Annotated in this window: 17 protein-coding genes; 4 read left to right on the plus strand and 13 right to left on the minus strand. The window is 29.5% G+C overall.

All coding sequences use genetic code 11. The features are described from left to right. Nucleotides 1–130 precede the first annotated feature (130 nt). Nucleotides 131–1,024, minus strand: a complete 894-nt coding sequence (locus BTO07_RS03305; RefSeq protein ID WP_087519874.1) for an EamA family transporter — start codon at nucleotides 1,022–1,024, stop codon at nucleotides 131–133. Nucleotides 1,025–1,127: 103 nt separating this feature from the next. Further along, nucleotides 1,128–1,616: an inner membrane protein YiaA gene (gene yiaA, locus BTO07_RS03310; protein WP_087519875.1), complete on the minus strand. Its 489-nt coding sequence runs from the start codon at nucleotides 1,614–1,616 to the stop codon at nucleotides 1,128–1,130. 150 nt (nucleotides 1,617–1,766) lie between these two features. On the opposite strand from yiaA, the gene BTO07_RS03315 reads away from it, so the two are divergent. Continuing rightward, nucleotides 1,767–3,263 carry a hypothetical protein gene (locus BTO07_RS03315; RefSeq protein WP_087519876.1) on the plus strand — a complete coding sequence of 499 codons (1,497 nt, stop codon included), beginning with the start codon at nucleotides 1,767–1,769 and terminating at the stop codon, nucleotides 3,261–3,263. A gap of 126 nt (nucleotides 3,264–3,389) precedes the next feature. Here the strand turns inward: BTO07_RS03315 and BTO07_RS03320 are convergent, their stop codons facing one another. The 11 genes from BTO07_RS03320 to hisG form a co-directional block, all read right to left on the minus strand. Next, a complete protein-coding gene (locus BTO07_RS03320) occupies nucleotides 3,390–4,286 on the minus strand; it encodes a polysaccharide lyase family 7 protein (RefSeq protein ID WP_087519877.1) in 897 nt (298 codons plus the stop codon). 43 nt (nucleotides 4,287–4,329) lie between these two features. After that, entirely contained in the window at nucleotides 4,330–4,929 is a 600-nt protein-coding gene (hisIE, locus tag BTO07_RS03325; RefSeq protein ID WP_087519878.1) for a bifunctional phosphoribosyl-AMP cyclohydrolase/phosphoribosyl-ATP diphosphatase HisIE, read from the minus strand. A gap of 236 nt (nucleotides 4,930–5,165) precedes the next feature. Continuing rightward, nucleotides 5,166–5,921 carry an imidazole glycerol phosphate synthase subunit HisF gene (gene hisF / locus BTO07_RS03330; protein WP_087519879.1) on the minus strand — a complete coding sequence of 252 codons (756 nt, stop codon included), beginning with the start codon at nucleotides 5,919–5,921 and terminating at the stop codon, nucleotides 5,166–5,168. A 79-nt stretch (nucleotides 5,922–6,000) separates the two neighbouring features. Then, nucleotides 6,001–6,738 carry a 1-(5-phosphoribosyl)-5-[(5-phosphoribosylamino)methylideneamino]imidazole-4-carboxamide isomerase gene (gene hisA, locus BTO07_RS03335; protein ID WP_087519880.1) on the minus strand — a complete coding sequence of 246 codons (738 nt, stop codon included), beginning with the start codon at nucleotides 6,736–6,738 and terminating at the stop codon, nucleotides 6,001–6,003. Between the two features lie 61 nt (nucleotides 6,739–6,799). Next, complete coding sequence (locus BTO07_RS03340) at nucleotides 6,800–7,180, minus strand: RidA family protein (RefSeq protein WP_087519881.1); 381 nt, start codon at nucleotides 7,178–7,180, stop codon at nucleotides 6,800–6,802. A gap of 155 nt (nucleotides 7,181–7,335) precedes the next feature. After that, complete coding sequence (gene hisH, locus BTO07_RS03345; RefSeq protein ID WP_232457082.1) at nucleotides 7,336–8,013, minus strand: imidazole glycerol phosphate synthase subunit HisH; 678 nt, start codon at nucleotides 8,011–8,013, stop codon at nucleotides 7,336–7,338. A 96-nt stretch (nucleotides 8,014–8,109) separates the two neighbouring features. After that, nucleotides 8,110–9,246, minus strand: coding sequence for a bifunctional histidinol-phosphatase/imidazoleglycerol-phosphate dehydratase HisB (hisB, locus tag BTO07_RS03350; RefSeq protein WP_087519882.1), 1,137 nt, complete (start codon nucleotides 9,244–9,246; stop codon nucleotides 8,110–8,112). 42 nt (nucleotides 9,247–9,288) lie between these two features. Continuing rightward, nucleotides 9,289–9,576, minus strand: a complete 288-nt coding sequence (locus BTO07_RS03355) for a GIY-YIG nuclease family protein (RefSeq protein WP_087519883.1) — start codon at nucleotides 9,574–9,576, stop codon at nucleotides 9,289–9,291. A gap of 32 nt (nucleotides 9,577–9,608) precedes the next feature. Continuing rightward, nucleotides 9,609–10,664, minus strand: a complete 1,056-nt coding sequence (gene hisC, locus BTO07_RS03360) for a histidinol-phosphate transaminase (protein ID WP_087522536.1) — start codon at nucleotides 10,662–10,664, stop codon at nucleotides 9,609–9,611. A gap of 110 nt (nucleotides 10,665–10,774) precedes the next feature. Beyond that, nucleotides 10,775–12,058 carry a histidinol dehydrogenase gene (gene hisD / locus BTO07_RS03365; protein WP_087519884.1) on the minus strand — a complete coding sequence of 428 codons (1,284 nt, stop codon included), beginning with the start codon at nucleotides 12,056–12,058 and terminating at the stop codon, nucleotides 10,775–10,777. A 180-nt stretch (nucleotides 12,059–12,238) separates the two neighbouring features. After that, a complete protein-coding gene (gene hisG, locus BTO07_RS03370) occupies nucleotides 12,239–13,096 on the minus strand; it encodes an ATP phosphoribosyltransferase (RefSeq protein ID WP_087519885.1) in 858 nt (285 codons plus the stop codon). Between the two features lie 577 nt (nucleotides 13,097–13,673). On the opposite strand from hisG, the gene BTO07_RS03375 reads away from it, so the two are divergent. From BTO07_RS03375 to BTO07_RS03385, 3 genes are all read left to right on the plus strand, one after another. Then, nucleotides 13,674–14,237 (plus strand): hypothetical protein, encoded by a 564-nt coding sequence (locus BTO07_RS03375; RefSeq protein WP_157663272.1) that lies wholly within the window; start codon nucleotides 13,674–13,676, stop codon nucleotides 14,235–14,237. 1 nt (nucleotide 14,238) lies between these two features. Beyond that, nucleotides 14,239–15,183: an alpha/beta hydrolase gene (locus BTO07_RS03380; protein ID WP_087519887.1), complete on the plus strand. Its 945-nt coding sequence runs from the start codon at nucleotides 14,239–14,241 to the stop codon at nucleotides 15,181–15,183. Between the two features lie 348 nt (nucleotides 15,184–15,531). Further along, nucleotides 15,532–18,153: an AAA family ATPase gene (locus BTO07_RS03385; RefSeq protein WP_087519888.1), complete on the plus strand. Its 2,622-nt coding sequence runs from the start codon at nucleotides 15,532–15,534 to the stop codon at nucleotides 18,151–18,153. The last annotated feature ends 80 nt before the right edge of the window (nucleotides 18,154–18,233 follow it).

Here is an 18,233-nt window from a genome sequence, read left to right on the forward strand (position 1 = left end):
AGGGCAAAAGCGATATATATAACTGTGGTTATTTGCAATGATTTTTATTTATTGTGAAAGATATAAATAACTATTGAAAAATGAATGCTAATTTTTTATAGTATTCCTAAGATTTTATAAAGAAATAATATTATTTCCTCTTTCTTGAAGTAATAAAATAAACACCAGTTAATAGTACAATTGAAGCAACTATAGATTGAGTCGTTAAATTTTCGTCTAAAAAGTACCATCCCATAAACAACGCAATAACAGGATTTACATAAGCAGAAGTTGCTACTTTTTCTGTAGCCACTACTTTTAGTAAAAAATTAAATGCTGTAAAAGCAATAATACCTCCAAATAGTATTAAAACTGACATTGATATTTGAACATTAGTACTCCAAGTTAATGGTGTACTCCAGGTTTCATTAAAACTTAAACTGATTAGTAATAAAACCAAGCCTGCAACTAACATTTGATAAGCAGTACTTACCATAAAACTTTTTGGTAAATCTACTTTTGATACAAAAACGCTACCATAACTCCAACTTAATACACAAGTTAGTATCATAAAAATTCCTAGTAAACTTCCTTCAGAAGTAGTTAATTCTTGTTGACTTACTAATAAATACATTCCTAAAATACCCAATCCGACACCAATCATTGATTTTTTCTGAAAAGGCTTCCTGTCAATTAATCGTAATAAAAACAGCACAAATAAAGGTTGTGTAGATGCTAATAAAGCTCCAAAACCACTGTCAACATATTTTAAAGCCCAAACAAAAACACCATTTCCATAAATTAAAAAAAAGAATGAAGCGATACTTGAATTTATAAATTGTTTTTTAGAAATGGATAAATTATGTTTTAAAAGTATTGCTAAAAACAGCATTAAAACTCCTGCTGTAAAAAAACGAATTCCTGCTATATAAAACGGAGGTAATTCTGTAACTGCAATTTTATTAAATAAATAAGTAGAACCCCAAATAACATAAATAGCAATAAATGCTATAATGATAATGAATTTAGAATTTTTAGATTGCATCTGTTTTATTTTGCTTGCAAAATTACTATTAAATTGAATAAAAACGTTTAAACCTCACAAGAATTAATTCCTGTGAGGTTTTGGTTTAAAAACCATTATCAAACTAACTATTTTCTTCTTCAGTTTTAGTGTTGATAAAATCAATATCTCTTGTGTTTTTCTGTATTGTAATTGCACCAAATAAACTTAATAAATATGAAATTGCATAGAATCCTTTTTCACTTAATTCTAAATCAGCATTTCTAAGTCCGACTATTAATAACAAAAGCGATGCAATAACAATTACCCAACTTATACTATAATACATTTCACTTACTTTAATGTTTTCTGCTTTATCTCTTATTACTTTCTGTAATGAAATTACAGCATAAATCCCCATTAAAAGAATGGCAAAATAGTATCCTTTTTCATTTAATAACATTGTTGCATTCCATAAACCAATACAATAAGAAAGTAATCCTATTAGAACAACTCCCCAACTTGCGCCAACATATGCTGATGTTGGTTTTTCATTGAATTCTTTTTTCGACGTACTCTTTTTACTTTCTTTTTTAGTTTCTTCGTTTGATGAAACATTAGTTTGATAATTCATAATATTTAGTTTAATAATTATGATACAAATTTGCGACACTTTTAAAGTTTTGAAAACTCTATTTTTAATAATTACTGACGACTAAAAATGATATATTACATATAATTATCATTAAATAATTATATTTACGTATATTTTACTGACGATATAATGATAAATTTAAAAGAAATATTAAATACTTTTTCTGATGAACAGCAACAAGACTTGCTATTATATCTTGATAAAAAGAACAAAAGGAAAGATGCTAAGAACTGTCAGTTAGTAAAACTGATTGTATCTGATAATTTATCATCAGTAGAAATTTCTAATAAACTCTACGGAAAACAAAATAAAGCCGCTTTGCATGCTTTAAGAAAGCGTTTGTTTCAGTCTTTAATTGATTTTACGGCAAACATGAGTATGAAAGAAGAAAATTCAATTGATATAAAGTTGATAAAATACATTCTTTCTGCTAGAAACTTTTTACAAAAAGGACAAATTAAAGTTGGATATCAGATTTTGGATAAAACGATTATTATAGCCAATGAACATCAGTTATTCCCTATTCTAAATGAAATTTATCACACAAAGATCCAGTTTGCACATTTAAATCAGAATTTGAATTTGGAAGAAGTAATTGTTCTATTTAAAGAAAACCAACAGCAACTTTTAGTGGAAGAGAATTTGAATATTGCGTATGCACAAATTAGAAAATCACTAATAGATTATCAGCATAAAAAATCGAATTTAGATATTAAGAAGCTTATTGAGGATGTTTTATTGAAACAAAATATTACAATTTCAAGTTCATTATCCTTCAAATCGTTATATCAAATTATTCAGATTACAAGTATTTCTTCAGCTCAAAAATTTGATTATTGGAATATTGAACAATTTCTAATTGATACCTATCAAATTATTAAAAACCATTCTTCTAAAGACAAACAAGTTTATTATCATATAGAAACGCTGTATCTTATTTCAAATGTTCTTTTTAGAAACAAGAAGTTTAAAGAATCTCAGCAATACTTAGAATTAATGCTGTTTTACATGAAAGAAAACAAGCAGAAGTATTTTAATGATTTTGCTACTAAACATGATTTATTATTGTCTTTAAACCTTAATTATTCTAAAAATCAAGTTGTAGCAATTGAATTATTAGAACCTTATATTAAAAAGAAAAATATTGATATTGTATCACAATTAGATCTTTCACTTACTTTAATTGTTTTTTATTATCAGCATAACGCATTAGAAAAAGCACAAAATTTGTTTTCTAAATTTTACCATACTGACAAGTGGTATATTGAAAAAGCAGGAATTGTTTGGACCATCAAAAAAAATTTGATAGAAATTTTATTGCAAATAGATTTAGGAAACATTGATTTGGTTGATTCTAGATTAAAAAGTTTTAAAAGAAACTATTTCTTGAATTTAACTGAATTCAATCAAGAAAGAGTAATTGCATATTTACAACTAGTAGAAATCTATTATAAAAATCCAGAAATAGCAACCTCAAAAGAATTTTATGACAAAGTAGAAAAATCTTTTAATTGGATTGATAGAAATAAAGAAGATGTCTTTATGATGAGTTTCTATGCTTGGTTAAAAGCAAAAATGAACAAACAAGATGTGTATTTGGTTACTCTAGATCTGATAAAAGGATAAGTTTTGTCTGTTCGAGCGCAGTCGAGAACTTATAATCTTAAAGAACTCCTATCGTTAAAAGATATTTAAATAAAAAGAGCCCAAATAAATCTATTATTTGGGCTCTTTAATATGTTATTTATTTCTTTAGTAATGAGCAGTTTTAACTCCATAAAGTACCACTTCAGAAGCTTTGGTGTAATCATCATTCCATTTAAAGTAATTACCGGTTTTAAAATAATTATCAAAATTATAACCGTTGCTTACATAGTCATATAAAAATGTATACTCAATATTGATACTTTTAGTTTCACAAATTAAACCATATTCTAGTTTACCTCCTTTAACACGAAGTTTAATTGTAAATTTCTCGTTATCAACTTTACCAATTGTTATTTTTTCATCATAATCGCTCGTCCAAACACCATTTGCAGGTTTTTCATAATATTCTATAACAATATCACCATTTTTCCATTGAACCTTTACTGTAGCAGGAGAACCAGATAAAGTAGCACTTTGTTTACCATGAATTTGAGCAACGTACGTTTGCCCATTTCCTTCACAATAATTTACTTTGATCGTAGATTCCATTTCATGAGTTCCAGAACTCATGTACCAGTTATCATCAGTATCTTTTACTCCTTTCCAATATTCTCTTAACTCAGTTCTACAATATTTACCTGCGTCTAATGCTGCTCCACCAGAAGTTGTAAAACCAGTAAATTTTGTATAAAAAGTGTAGCTATCATCAGCATTTTTATAAAAATATTTTTTCTCTTCGGATGAAAGACTTCCACTTATAATTTCGTCTGAATAAATTGAAGTAGCTTTTTTAGAACCATCTGCTCTATCAATTGGTACAGATAAATACCAGTTTTTCCAAACAAAATTAGTGTCTTCATCAACTACGACCACTTCTTCCTCAATTACTTCTTCCTCTTCTTCAACTATTTCTTCAACAATAGTTTTTTCACTAGAACAACTAGTCAAACTGAAAATTGATATTAATAAAAAAACACGAAATATTGTTTTGACTTTGTTCATATTCTTTGAAATTATGAGTTAGACTTTATAAAAGTATAACAAATTATTTATGTCTTCCTTTTAATTCAGCTTCAATATCTTTTAAAGTGAATCCTTTTGCTTGTAATAACATTAAATAGTGGAATAACAAATCTGCCGATTCATACAAGAATAGCTCATCATTATTGTCCATTGCTTCAATAACAGTTTCTACTGCCTCCTCACCTACTTTTTGAGCAACTTTGTTAATTCCTTTTGCAAATAAACTTGCTACGTAAGATTTTTGAGTGTCTTTATTAGCAACACGTTCTGTAATAACATCTTCTAACGTAGTAAAGAAACCGTAATTCTGCTTGTTTTCTTCATTCCAACAAGTATCTGAACCTTTATGACATGTTGGTCCATTTGGGTTTACAGAGATTAATAAAGTATCATTATCACAATCTAGTTTTATATCAACAAGATTTAATACATTTCCACTTTCTTCCCCTTTAGTCCAAAGACGTTTTTTAGTTCTGCTGAAAAAAGTAACTAATTTTGTTTCTTGAGTTTTAGCAAACGCTTCTTCATTCATATAACCCAACATCAAAACATTTTTTGTGGTTGCATCTTGAATGATTGCTGGTACTAATCCGTCGTTATTTTTATTGAAATCGATATTCATAATTTTTTATTTTGCTGTCATTGCGAAGCAAATGATAATTTGCTGTGGCAATCTGTTTTATTATAATAAGATTACTTCGTCATTCTTCCTCGTAATGACATCTTTATTTTTATTAATTCCTGTCAGTTCGAGTGATTTCGAATTTTTATCGAAATTGTATCGAGAACTTTTTATTTTGTCTGTCTCCTCGAGCGCAGTCGAGAGGTTATTGTTCTCGACTGCGCTCTAACTGACATTTATATCCTAACAGGAATATTATTCTTTTTTAATTCTTCTTTTAATTCTAAAATCGGAATTTCTCCAAAGTGAAATACACTTGCCGCTAAAGCTGCATCTGCTTTTCCTTCTTTAAAAGTATCTACAAAATGCTGTACAGTTCCTGCGCCACCAGAAGCAATAATTGGTATATTCAATTCTTCTGATAACTTCGCTAAAGCTTCATTTGCAAAACCTGCTTTTGTACCATCATGATTCATAGAAGTAAATAAAATTTCTCCTGCTCCACGATTTTCAACTTCTTTTGCCCATTCAAATAAATTAAGCTCAGTCGGAATTGTTCCACCTGCTAAATGCACAAACCATTCTCCATCAATTTGCTTTGCATCAATAGCAACAACTACACATTGACTTCCGAATTTCTCTGCTAATTCGTTTACTAAATCGGGTCTTTTTACTGCGGATGAATTAATAGAAACCTTATCTGCTCCCCATTTTAATAATTCATTTACATTTTCTACAGATGAAATTCCACCACCAACTGTAAACGGAATATTTACTTGTTCCGCAACTTGATGCACCATTTCTATCATGGTTTTTCTGCCTTCTAACGTTGCAGAAATATCTAAAAAAACCAATTCGTCTGCGCCTAAATCTGCGTATTGTTTTGCTAAAACAACAGGGTCTCCTGCATCAATTAAATTTACGAAATTCACACCTTTTACAGTTCTTCCGTTTTTAATATCTAAACAAGGTATTATTCTTTTTGTTAACATTTTATTCTAATTCGTCATTGCGAGGTACGAAGCAATCTGTCTATTAATTAAGAGATTGCTTCGTTCCTCGCAATGACATTTATTTTGTTAATATAAATTGTTCTAATTGTTTTAAGCTAATTTTATTCTCATAAATTGCTTTTCCTATAATAACACCTTCGCAACCATTTTCTGCTAATCTTGGAAGCTCATCAAATGCTGAAATTCCTCCAGAAGCAATTAGTTTCAAGTTATTTACTTCAGATAAAATCTGCTGATAAATATCGAAACTTGGTCCTTGTAACATTCCGTCTTTAGAAATGTCTGTACAAATTATATACTGAATTCCTTTTTGCTGATATCCATTAATAAACGGAATCAATTCTAAAGAACTTTCTTCTTGCCAACCATTTGTAGCAATCTTTCCACCAGAATTATCAGGATAAAAATCTGCTCCTAAAATAATTTTTTCCGAACCATATTTTTCAATCCAACTTTCAAAAATTTCACTGTTTTTAACAGCAATACTTCCTCCAGTAATTTGATTCGCACCAGAATTAAAAGCAATTTCTAAATCTTTATCAGATTTTAAACCACCACCAAAATCAATCTTTAGATTGGTTTTACTAGCAATTTGCTCTAATACTTTATGGTTGATAATCTGACTCGCTTTTGCACCATCTAAATCAACAACATGCAAATATTCGATACCAGCTGCTTCAAATTCTTTGGCAACTTCTAACGGACTTTCATTATAAATTTTCTTCGTGTTATAATCGCCTTTTGTTAAACGAACACACTTTCCGTCTATAATATCTATGGCTGGAATTATTCTCATTGATTAATTTATTAATCAACCCTGAATTTATTTCAGGGTCTTTATTTTATCTTTCTAAAAATTATTTATTTAATGCAGTAACTTGAATTTCAATTTTCATACGAGGATCAGACAATCCAGCGGCAAACATGGTTGCTGCAGGTCTTACATCTCCTAAATATTTTTTTAAAACTGGCCAACATTGTTCAAATTCTGAAGCATCTGGTAAAATATATGTAACACGTACAATTTTACTCATATTAGAACCTGCTTGTTCTAAAACGCCTTCAATATTTTTTAAACATTGCTCAGTTTGATTTACAACATCATCAGCAATCGTCATATCATCATAATTGAAACCTGTTGTTCCTGAAACAAAAACCCAATCACCTTCTACTACAGCTCTTGAATATCCCATTTCTTTTTCGAATGAAGAACCTGAACTTATTAATTTTCTTGCCATAATTAATTTCTTATTAAGTACCCTGATTTTATTTCAGGATCTTTTTATTGTATCTTTTTCTCTGTCATTGCGAGGAACAAAGTAATCTCATTATTAAAAACGAGATTCTTCAATCACCTAAAAAAGGCTCATTTCGGAATGACATTCAACTTTGTTTATAAATTGAGGAAGTTTTTAAGCAAATGTGCTCCTTCTACTCCACTTTTTTCTGGGTGAAACTGTACACCGTAAAAATTATCCTTTTGTAATGCTGATGCATATTCAATTTCATAATCTGTTGTTGCAATTGCTTCAGCACAACTCTCAGCATAGAAACTATGAACTAAATACATAAATTCTCTTTCTTTAACTCCTGCAAATAAATCAGATTTTAAATCATAAACTACATTCCATCCCATTTGTGGAACTTTTACAGCTTTAGAAAACTTTTTTACATCTACATCAAAAATACCTAATCCTTTTGTATTTCCTTCTGCAGAAGAATTACACATTAACTGCATTCCCAAACAAATACCCAAAACAGGTTGTGTTAAAGTAGGAATCACCTTATCTAATCCGCTTTCTTGCAACATTTGCATTGCAGAACTCGCTTCTCCAACTCCTGGGAAAATAATTTTATCAGCAGCTCTTATTTCATCAATATTATTTGATAAAACAGCCTCTACACCTAAACGTTTAAAAGCAAACTGAATACTTTTAATATTTCCTGCTCCGTAATCTATAATTACAACTGAAGTCTCTTCTAACTTCCCCACAGGGGAAGAACCCTCACTGTTATTTTTATTATTATCAATCATAATATTTATGGATTCCTGCCTACGCAGGAATGACATTTTTTTATTTAATTCTCGTTTATAAAACCCAATTAGTAACACTTAACTTTCGCAAGAGTGTTTCTTCCCTTCGGGAAGATTAAGATGGGCTTTTTTTTAAAGCACTCCTTTTGTAGATGGTAAAAACATCTTATTCGCATCTCTTTTAACGGCCATTTTCATTGCTTTTGCAAATGCTTTGAAAATTCCTTCAATTTTATGATGTTCGTTTGCTCCTTCTGCTTTAATATTTAAGTTACATTTTGCGCCATCTGTAAAAGATTTAAACAAATGTAAAAACATCTCTGTTGGCATATCACCAACCATTTCACGTTTAAAATCTGCTTCCCAAACCAACCAAGGTCTTCCTCCGAAATCTACTGCAGCTTGTGCTAAGCAATCATCCATTGGCAAACAGAAACCATAACGTTCTATTCCTAATTTATTTCCTAATGCTTTGTGGAATAATTCTCCCAAAGTAATCATGGTATCTTCTATAGTGTGATGCTCATCAACCTCTAAATCTCCATCAACTTTTACGGTTAAATCCATGGCTCCATGACGACCAATTTGATCTAACATGTGGTCAAAAAACTTTACACCGGTAGAAATATCATTTTTACCAGAACCATCTAAATTTAATTTGATGTAAATCTTAGTTTCATTTGTATTTCTAGTAATTTCTGAGACTCTATCTTCTAACTTTAAAAACTCATAGATTGCTGACCAATCTGTACTTGTTAAAGCAATACAGTCTAAAATTTCTTGTTTAGAGGTTTCTATTTCATCAGCACCTAACTCTGGGTCTTCAGATAAAAATATTCCTTTAGAACCAAGGTTTTTAGCCAATTCCATATCTGTAATTCTGTCTCCTAAAACAAATGAATTTTCTAAATCATATTCCTCAGAAAAATACTTTGTTAATAAACCGGTTCTTGGTTTACGAGTTTCTGCATTTTCATGCGGAAATGTTTTATCTATATGAACTTCCGTAAAAACAACTCCTTCTTTTTCGAAAGCAGACATCACTTTATTTTGAGCAGGCCAAAAAGTATCTTCAGGAAAAGAATCTGTACCTAAACCATCTTGGTTTGTAACCATTACCAATTCGTAATCCAATTCTGAAGCAATTTTTGCCATGTATTGAAATACTTTTGGGTAAAATTCTAACTTTTCTAAACTATCTAATTGATAATCTACAGGCGGTTCTAATACTAAAGTTCCATCTCTGTCTATAAATAATACTTTTTTCATGATTAACTTGTTAATCAATCCTGAACTTGATTCAGGATCTTTTTAATATATTTCTAATGTTTTTAAACTAGGATTGATTTCCTTCACCAAATCCCACTTCCAATCTTTCTTCCAATTCTTTAATTGTAATTCTCTTTTTCTTGCTTTTTTCTTTTCAAAAAACTCTTCAAAATAAACCAGTTCATATACATTATATTTTTTTGTAAATAATGCTCCAACTCCTTTTTTATGTTGATTTATTCTTAAAATTAATTTTTTTGTAAAGCCAATATATAAAACTGTTCTATTTTTATTTGATAAAATATAACAATAATATTTTTCTTTAATCATTTTATATTTAATTAAAAGATCCTGAATCAAGTTCAGGATAAACTTTTTAAAGCCCTTAATAATTTTTGATTTTCTTCACAAATACCAACACTTATACGCAAGCAATTTTCACATAAAGGTTGTGTGGTTCTATTTCTAATGACAACACCTAATTCTATTAATTGATTGTAACGTTTTGTAGCGTCATCAACCTTTAACAAAAGAAAATTACCATCTGAAGGATATACTTTTTCAATATAACCTACACAACATTCTAATTCTTCTTTTAAGCGTTTTCGTTCACTAATTAACTGTGCAATTTCATTTTTAACTTCGTCCAAATTTTGAAGTCTAGTAATTGCTCTTTGTTGGGTTAATTCGTTTACGTTATATGGTGGTTTTATGTTATTTAAAACTTTAATAATTTCTTTGGATGCATAACAAACTCCCAAACGAATACCTGCTAAACCATAGGCTTTAGATAAAGTCTGCGTAATTATTAAATTCGGATATTTATCTAAACTCTCTAACCAACTTTTCTGATCAGAAAAATCGATATACGCTTCATCTAAAACAACTAATCCTTTAAATTTCATCAATAACTCTCTAACAGACGCAATTGAAAAACTATTTCCTGTTGGATTATTAGGTGAACATAGAAACAAAATTTTACTATTTGCATCTGTAGCTTCTAAAATCTGTTTTACTTTTGGCTGAAAATCATCACTTAATAATACGGTTCTGTTTTCAATAGCATTTATGTTTGCCAATACAGAATACATTCCATAAGTTGGTGGCAAAGTGATAATATTATCTTCTTTTGGCTCACAAAAAGCTCTGAAAATTAAATCTAAAACTTCATCACTTCCGTTTCCTAATAAGATGTTTTCTTTAGAAACTCCTTTAATATCAGAAAGTAAATCCTTTACGTTATTTTGCTGCGGATCTGGATATCGATTTACACCATTTTCGAAAGGATTCTCATTAGCATCTAAGAAAATCATTGCATCAGTTGTTGCATCTTTATACTCATCTCTTGCAGAAGAATATGGCTTTAGAGATTTTATGTTTTCTCTAATTAGGCTATTTAAGTTAAAGTTTGTTTTCATTATTACTTTTACTTTTGTCATTCCCGTGAAAACGGGAATCTATACTTACTTTATTTTATTCAATAATCTTTCTATGGATTCCTGCCTTCGCAGGAATGACATTTAGTATATTATTTTAAATCTTTTAAACGAATTGAAACTGCATTTTTATGTGCATCTAATCCTTCTGCTGCTGCCATTAGCTCAATAGATCTTCCTATGGTTTGTATGCCTTCTTTTGTAATTTTCTGAAAAGTAATACTCTTTGTAAAACTATCTAAATTTACACCTGAATACGATTTAGAAAAACCATTTGTTGGTAATGTATGATTCGTTCCTGAAGCATAATCTCCTGCGCTTTCTGGAGTATAATTACCAATAAAAACAGAACCTGCATTTTCTATATTATCCACATAAAAATCATTGTTATTTGTACAAACAATAAAGTGTTCAGGACCATATTCGTTGATCAATTCTAAGGCTATTTCATCGTTTTCAACCAAAATAGATTTAGAATTATCAATTGCTTTCTGAGCAATTTCAACCCTTGGCAGATCTAAAAGTTGTTTGTCTATTTCTAAAGAAACTTCGTCAATTAGTTCTTTTGATGTTGAAACCAAAATAACTTGACTATCAGCTCCATGTTCTGCTTGACTTAATAGATCTGAAGCCACATAACTCGCATTTGCAGAATCATCGGCAACCACTAATAATTCACTTGGGCCAGCAGGCATATCAATAGCAACGCCATGTTTTGTAGACAATTGTTTTGCAACCGTTACAAACTGATTTCCGGGTCCGAATATTTTATACACTTTAGGAACCGTTTCTGTACCAAATGTATAACCAGCAATGGCTTGAATTCCACCAACTTTAATAATTTTTGTAACGCCACATAAATTGGCAGCATACAAAATAGCTGGATGAATTTTTCCTTCTTTATTAGGAGGAGAACATAAAACAATCTCTTTACAACCTGCAATATTAGCAGGAATTGCCAACATTAATACTGTTGAAAACAAAGGTGCTGTTCCTCCAGGAATATATAAACCAACTTTCTGAATCGGTCTTTTTTCTTGCCAACAAGAAACGCCAACTGCAGTTTCTACAAATACTTTTTCCGTTTTTTGTGCAGTATGAAACTTGGTGATATTTTCTTTTGCAAGATTAATAGCATCCTTTAATTCGTTAGAAACTTCTGCAACGGCTTCATTAATTTCTTCAATAGAAACAATATTGTTATCCAAAGTAACACCATCAAACAACTCAGTATATTTATGTACTGCAGCATCTCCATTTCTTTGTACATCATCAAAAATTTGGTTGACTGTTTTCTCGATATCATCAACCGTTTTTGTAGGTCTTTGTAAGATCTGATTCCAGTCTTTTCTTTGTGGATTGTTTATGTTTTTCATGATTACTATTCAAAAATTTAAAGATTAAAATATTAAAGAAGTGATTTCAATCTATTATTTTTTAATTATTTAAAACTATCAAAATACTTTAAACGATGTCCGTTCGAGCGCAGTCGAGAACTATTTATAAGGTCTCGACTGCGCTCGACCTGACATTTTATTAATGCTTATAATTATAATTTAAAGCACCATTTTTTCAATTGGGCAAACTAAAATACCTTCTGCTCCATTTGCTTTTAACTCATCTATAATTTCCCAAAAAGCATTCTTGCTAATTACAGTGTGCACAGAACTCCAACCTTCTTCTGCCAAAGGCAAAACAGTAGGACTTCTCATACCTGGTAATAACTTTAAGATGTTTTCTAATTTATCATTTGGCGCATTTAACAAAATGTATTTAGAATTTTGTCCTTTTAAAACAGACTGAATTCTAAATTGTATTTTCTCTAAAATTGCTCTTCTTTCTTCAGAAATTAAAGGCGAAACTGCTAAAACAGCTTCCGATTTAAATAAGACTTCAATTTCTTTTAAACCGTTTTTAAATAATGTAGATCCACTAGAAACAATATCGCAAATACCATCTGCTAAACCAATATTTGGTGCAATTTCTACAGAACCACTAATGGTGTGTAATTGTGCATCAATATTGTATTCTTTTAAATATTTTTTTACGGTTTCTGGATACGAAGTTGCAATTCTTTTTCCGTCTAAATCTTTTAATGTATTTGCTTTCGATTCTTTTGGTACTGCAATAGAAACTTTACATTTAGAAAAACCTAAACGCTCTACAAAGTCAATATCGTTTCCTTTTTCGATTAAAACATTTTCTCCAATAATGGCTACATCTACTACTCCATCTCTTAAATATTGAGGAATATCGCCATTTCTAAGATAAAAAACTTCTAAAGGAAAATTCCTTGCAGATGCTTTTAATTGATCTTTTCCATTCTCGATAGAAATACCAATGTTTTTTAAGATTCTCATTGAATCGTCGTTTAATCTTCCTGATTTCTGTACTGCAATTCTTAATTTACTCATTTTGTTTTTGTTTGTTGCTTGAACAAATACGGATCTTATTATTTTTTTTAGATTCCGATATCAAATCGGAACTATTTCTATTTTTAAAAATAGAAAACCCGTTTGATTTGCTCAAACGGGTTTATAAATATCTTGATTTTATTCAATACACTTTTAAATCGCTTGACTGCAATTGTAAAAATGATGATGATGGTTTTGAATAAAGTTCATGTTCTTTTTTATTTCTATGCAAATATCTAAATTAAATAATTAATAAACCAAATGATTTGAATAAAAAAAAAGATTAAGTGAAATATTTATCAAATTCTTAGTATCTGTTTAAATTTTTAGTTTTTCAATTCATAATACAGGAATTTATACGGGTTGTTTTAATAAATAAAAGGTTAATTTCACCAATATCAAATTATCTTACATTACAAGTTGTGTTGTTTTCTAAAACTCAATTACATCTTAATAGACTTCTGAATAAAAACAACTTATTATAACAATAAACGAAACAACTGTAAAAATACTTTCTAAAGATACTATTCCTTTACCCTTTTCTTTAACTACTTACCTAACTTAATAAATTACTAAAATGATCAAAAAACATGTATTTGCCTTTATTTTTATCACCTCGATGATAAGTTTTCAAGCTCAAACACCAGACGCAAAAACGGATTGGATTGGAGAATTAAAACTAGGTATCCGAACTCAAAAAGCACAAAAACTCTATTGGGAAAATGGCTTTGCTGTAGATTTTACAAGTCCTAAAATTTCGAACAAACATATTCGTCTTGGTTTTAGTTATGTAACTACAAGACTTGGTAGCGCAATGGGCACCAACGCTATTAAACAAGATAACTTCTTAGTAAATATGGGCTATTATTTTCGTCATCAAAAGAAGCTACAACCTTTTACAAGACTAAACACAGGTTTTTTTTATGCGGATTATGAATCTGATATTTTTGATGAAATTCCTAACACAGCTTTCCTTTTTGCTATAGACGCAGGAATCTCTTATAAATTTGATGCTCCATTTACAGTTCATTTAAGTGCAGGCTATAATTTAAATACAGGAAACGGATCTTCAGGACCAGGAACTTTGTATCCCGTTTTTTACCAAATGAGCATTTTCTACACCATTTTAAAAAAGAAATAATATGAAAACTAAAAACATACTTTTAAAATTATCTGTTATTTTTTTATTGATACTTTCTGGCTGTTCTAGTGAACCAGAAATTGACAATGCAACCATGTTAGACGGAGATCAAATTTTTGATGCATCGCTTTACAACCCTACTACATACTTAGTTTCACACGCAATTACCAATCCCACAACTGTTCAAAAAAACACACCCGTTATTATAACAGTTCATGGTTATTCTGCATCTACTTTTGAATGGGATGAGTTTAGAACTTATAGCGATGCGAATGCCAATATTTTAATGTCACAAGTGCTTTTAGGCGGACATGGACGTAGCTATGAAGATTTTAAAAATGCTACTTGGAAAAACTGGCAAGAACCAATTACAGCAGAATATAACGCACTTCTAGAAAAAGGATATACCAATATAAATTTTGCGTTATCATCCACTGCATGTCCGTTGGTTTTAGACTTAATTAAAAATGGCAAAATAGCAGATAATAGTATAAAAAATATCTTTTTAATAGACCCAATAATTATTCCTTCGGATAAATTATTAACGCTTATAGGAACTGTTGGCCCAATGTTGGGATATTTTGAATCTACAAATACAACTACAGAAGACAAATATTGGTATCATTTTAAACCACAAGAAACCTTAAACGAATTATTAGATTTAATAGATATTGTTCGTAAAGATTTGCAAAAAGGATATCAATTACCAACAGGTACTCAAATGAAAATATATAAATCTATAAAAGATGATACTGCAGATGCTGTAAGCGCTGTTCTTATTTACAAAGGACTTAAAAACAGTGATAAAACTGCTATTGATGTTGAAATGATAGATTCTGAGCTACACGTAGTAACCAGATTAGAAGGTCGTGACAATGTTACTCAAAAAGATCGTGATATTCAAAAACAAGTTTTTGACAACATGTTGATGTTACTTACGCAATAAAGAAAAACATGAAATAGTAATAATAAAGCCCAAGTTTAAAACTTGGGCTTTATTGTTTAATTAAAACAGGAATTTATACGGGTTGTTTTGTTTCTATCATAAAATAACTTTAGTAAAGTTGACAATAGTTTTATTTAAAGTGATAATTGTCACGTTTTTATAGTTTTAATACTCTAAATTTGAGACAGATTGATGAAAAAATAAATTGCTAGACGTTTTCAAAATCTTTATTTATTAATAATTCCTGAAAGGATGGCTTTAATTGGTTGTTTTCTTTGGGATGAAATGAGGTGTTATTACCTTGTAATTAGTTGTACTTTATTAAAAAAAACTATAAATAGATAGACAATGCCAATACTTAATGATATAATTGACTGGGTTGAAAATAAATCTGACTTCTGGCAAGTCGCAATTGACCGCTTAATTAGAAATAATGAACTTACTGATAATGACATTACAGAATTAACAGAAATTAGTAAAATAGATTATGGATTATCGAAATTTAATTTTACTAAAGTAGATTTTAATGATTTAAGAAATTTCGCTAATAATGCAACAAGTAGTGATGATATTATACTTTCAAAAATTTCTAATATTGATAATGTAAACGCACTCTCAAAGACTTGTGAATTAGAATTTTCCCCAAAAGGAATCACGGTAGTCTATGGCGATAATGGTTCGGGAAAATCAAGCTATGTGAGTATTTTAAAACACGCTTGTAATACAAGAGGACATAAGCCAAAAATCAATGATAATTTATACGACCCAACTTGTTTTGGAAACGATAAAAAAGCTGATATTGAATATACAATTGATGGAACAAACTTTAATACAGTAAATCTTGTTAACGAAGAAGTAAGTAGTGCTGTTTTAAAAAGTGTGGATGTTTTCGATACATTTAGTGCAAACCATTATATTGAAGAACAAGATGAAATTGCTTTCATTCCTCAAGGTTTATCTATTGTAGAAAAATTAGCAATTGGCATAAAAAAAGTTGAGAGCAAACTAAATTCAGAATTATTAAGTCCAGTTTTAAAAGGATTTGACTATTCACTTTTAGATGTTTCCGAATGTTCAACAGCTAAAACCTTTCTCGACAACTTAAACGCAGATACAAAACTAGATGAATTAAGAGCAGAATCTATTTGGAATTCAACTAAAGATTCTAGAATTGAAAAGTTAATTAAAGAAATTGAGAAATTAAATTCGACAGACCCAAAGAAAAACTTAAAAGAAAATGAAGAAAAGATAAAACGTTTTGAAATTTTGCAAAAGAAATTTCAAACGCTAGAAGATAATTTAACAGGTCAAATCTTAATAGATTTGAAACAAACGTTAAATAATTTTGTAACAACAAGTAAAGCTTTAAAAGAATCTTCTGAAAAAGCATTTTCTGATTTACCAATTGAAGGTGTTGGTAATAGTTCGTGGAAATTACTTTGGGAAAGTGCTCGTAAATTCTATAATGAAAGTACGGGAACGAAGAACTTTCCAGAAATAAATAAAGATAGTAATTGTCCTCTTTGTCTTCAAGATTTAGATGAGGATGCAAAGAATAGGTTTACTTCCTTTGAGGAATTTATAAAAAATGATATTCAAAAAACTTTTGACGAAGCATCTAATAAATTTGATTTAGCGATTGAAGATTTGAATAGTCTAGACTTTTCTTTTGAGGAGCAAAAACCTTCAACAATAGAATTAAATGAATTGATTGAGGATTATTCTCAAAATCAAGAACAATATTTAGAATTACTTTCTAAACAGAAAGAGAGTTTAGTAACTCTTTTTAATGTTAAAAAAACTATTGAAGATTTTAATAAAATTGAAATTGAGAAGACACCAAAAACACAAATTCAAGAACTCATTAAAACCTTAAAGGAAACAAATGAGAAATTAAAAGTCCAATCAATTGAAGAAGATTTAAAACCACTTAATAAAGAATTGAATCAATTAAAAGGAGAAAAAAAGATTTTTGATTTTAAACCAAAACTAGGTCGTGAAATTTATCGACAAAAAAAAATAAAATTACTTAATCAATGCATTAGTAAATGTAATACTCGGACTATTACAACACATAGTAACGAGTTAGCTACAAATTATATAAGTCAAAGCCTTAAACAGAATTTCAAAACCGAACTGACCAAACTAGGTTTTAAAAATATCAAAATAGAGACCGAAACGAAAGGACAAAGAGGAAAACAATATCACTATTTAAGACTTGATGAACAAAATGCAAACGGAATAGCATTAAAAGATGTTTTAAGCGAAGGAGAACATAGGTGTATTTCTTTAGCAACATTCTTGTCTGAATTATCCATTTCAGAGCATAAAAGCGCTATAGTTTTTGACGACCCAGTTTCATCTCTCGACCACAAATGGAGAAATAAAATATCAAAAAGAATTGCAGAAGAATCTTTAGATAGACAAGTAATCGTTTTTACTCACGATATTACTTTTCTACTAATGATTCAAGAACATTCTAATAAATTAAATTGTGATTTAGACATAAAGAGCCTTACAAGAAAGAAAAAGGAAACAGGATTGATTGCAAGCAATCCACCTTGGGACGCTCTGAAAGTTAGTATTAGAATTGGTATTTTAAAAAGCGCTCATCAAGAGTTGAAAAAAATTGAAAACAATGAAACCGAAGAAGTTTATAAAGAAAGAGCAAAAATCTTATATGGTAAACTTCGAGAAACTTGGGAACGTTTTATTGAGGAAGTATTCTTAAATGGCGCAATTCAAAGATTTGGAAGGGCAATACAAACTCAACGTTTATCAAAAATTGTAGATTTGACAGATGATGATTACAATCTTGTAGATACGAATATGAGTAAATGTTCAACTTATTTTACTGGACACGATACAGCAGGAACTTTAATTGAAGAAATGCCTGACTCTGATGAATTTCTTGCGGACTTGAAAATTTTGGAAGAATATATGAAGAGGATTAGGAAAAGAAGAAATTAATAAAGTGTAAAAACACATGTTATTAACGGCTAATCAAATATAAATATTGTGATTTTATTTTAAAACACCTTAAATTAAAA

The organism is Polaribacter sp. SA4-12 (genome assembly GCF_002163675.1).
In the GTDB taxonomy this organism is placed as follows: Bacteria; Bacteroidota; Bacteroidia; order Flavobacteriales; family Flavobacteriaceae; genus Polaribacter.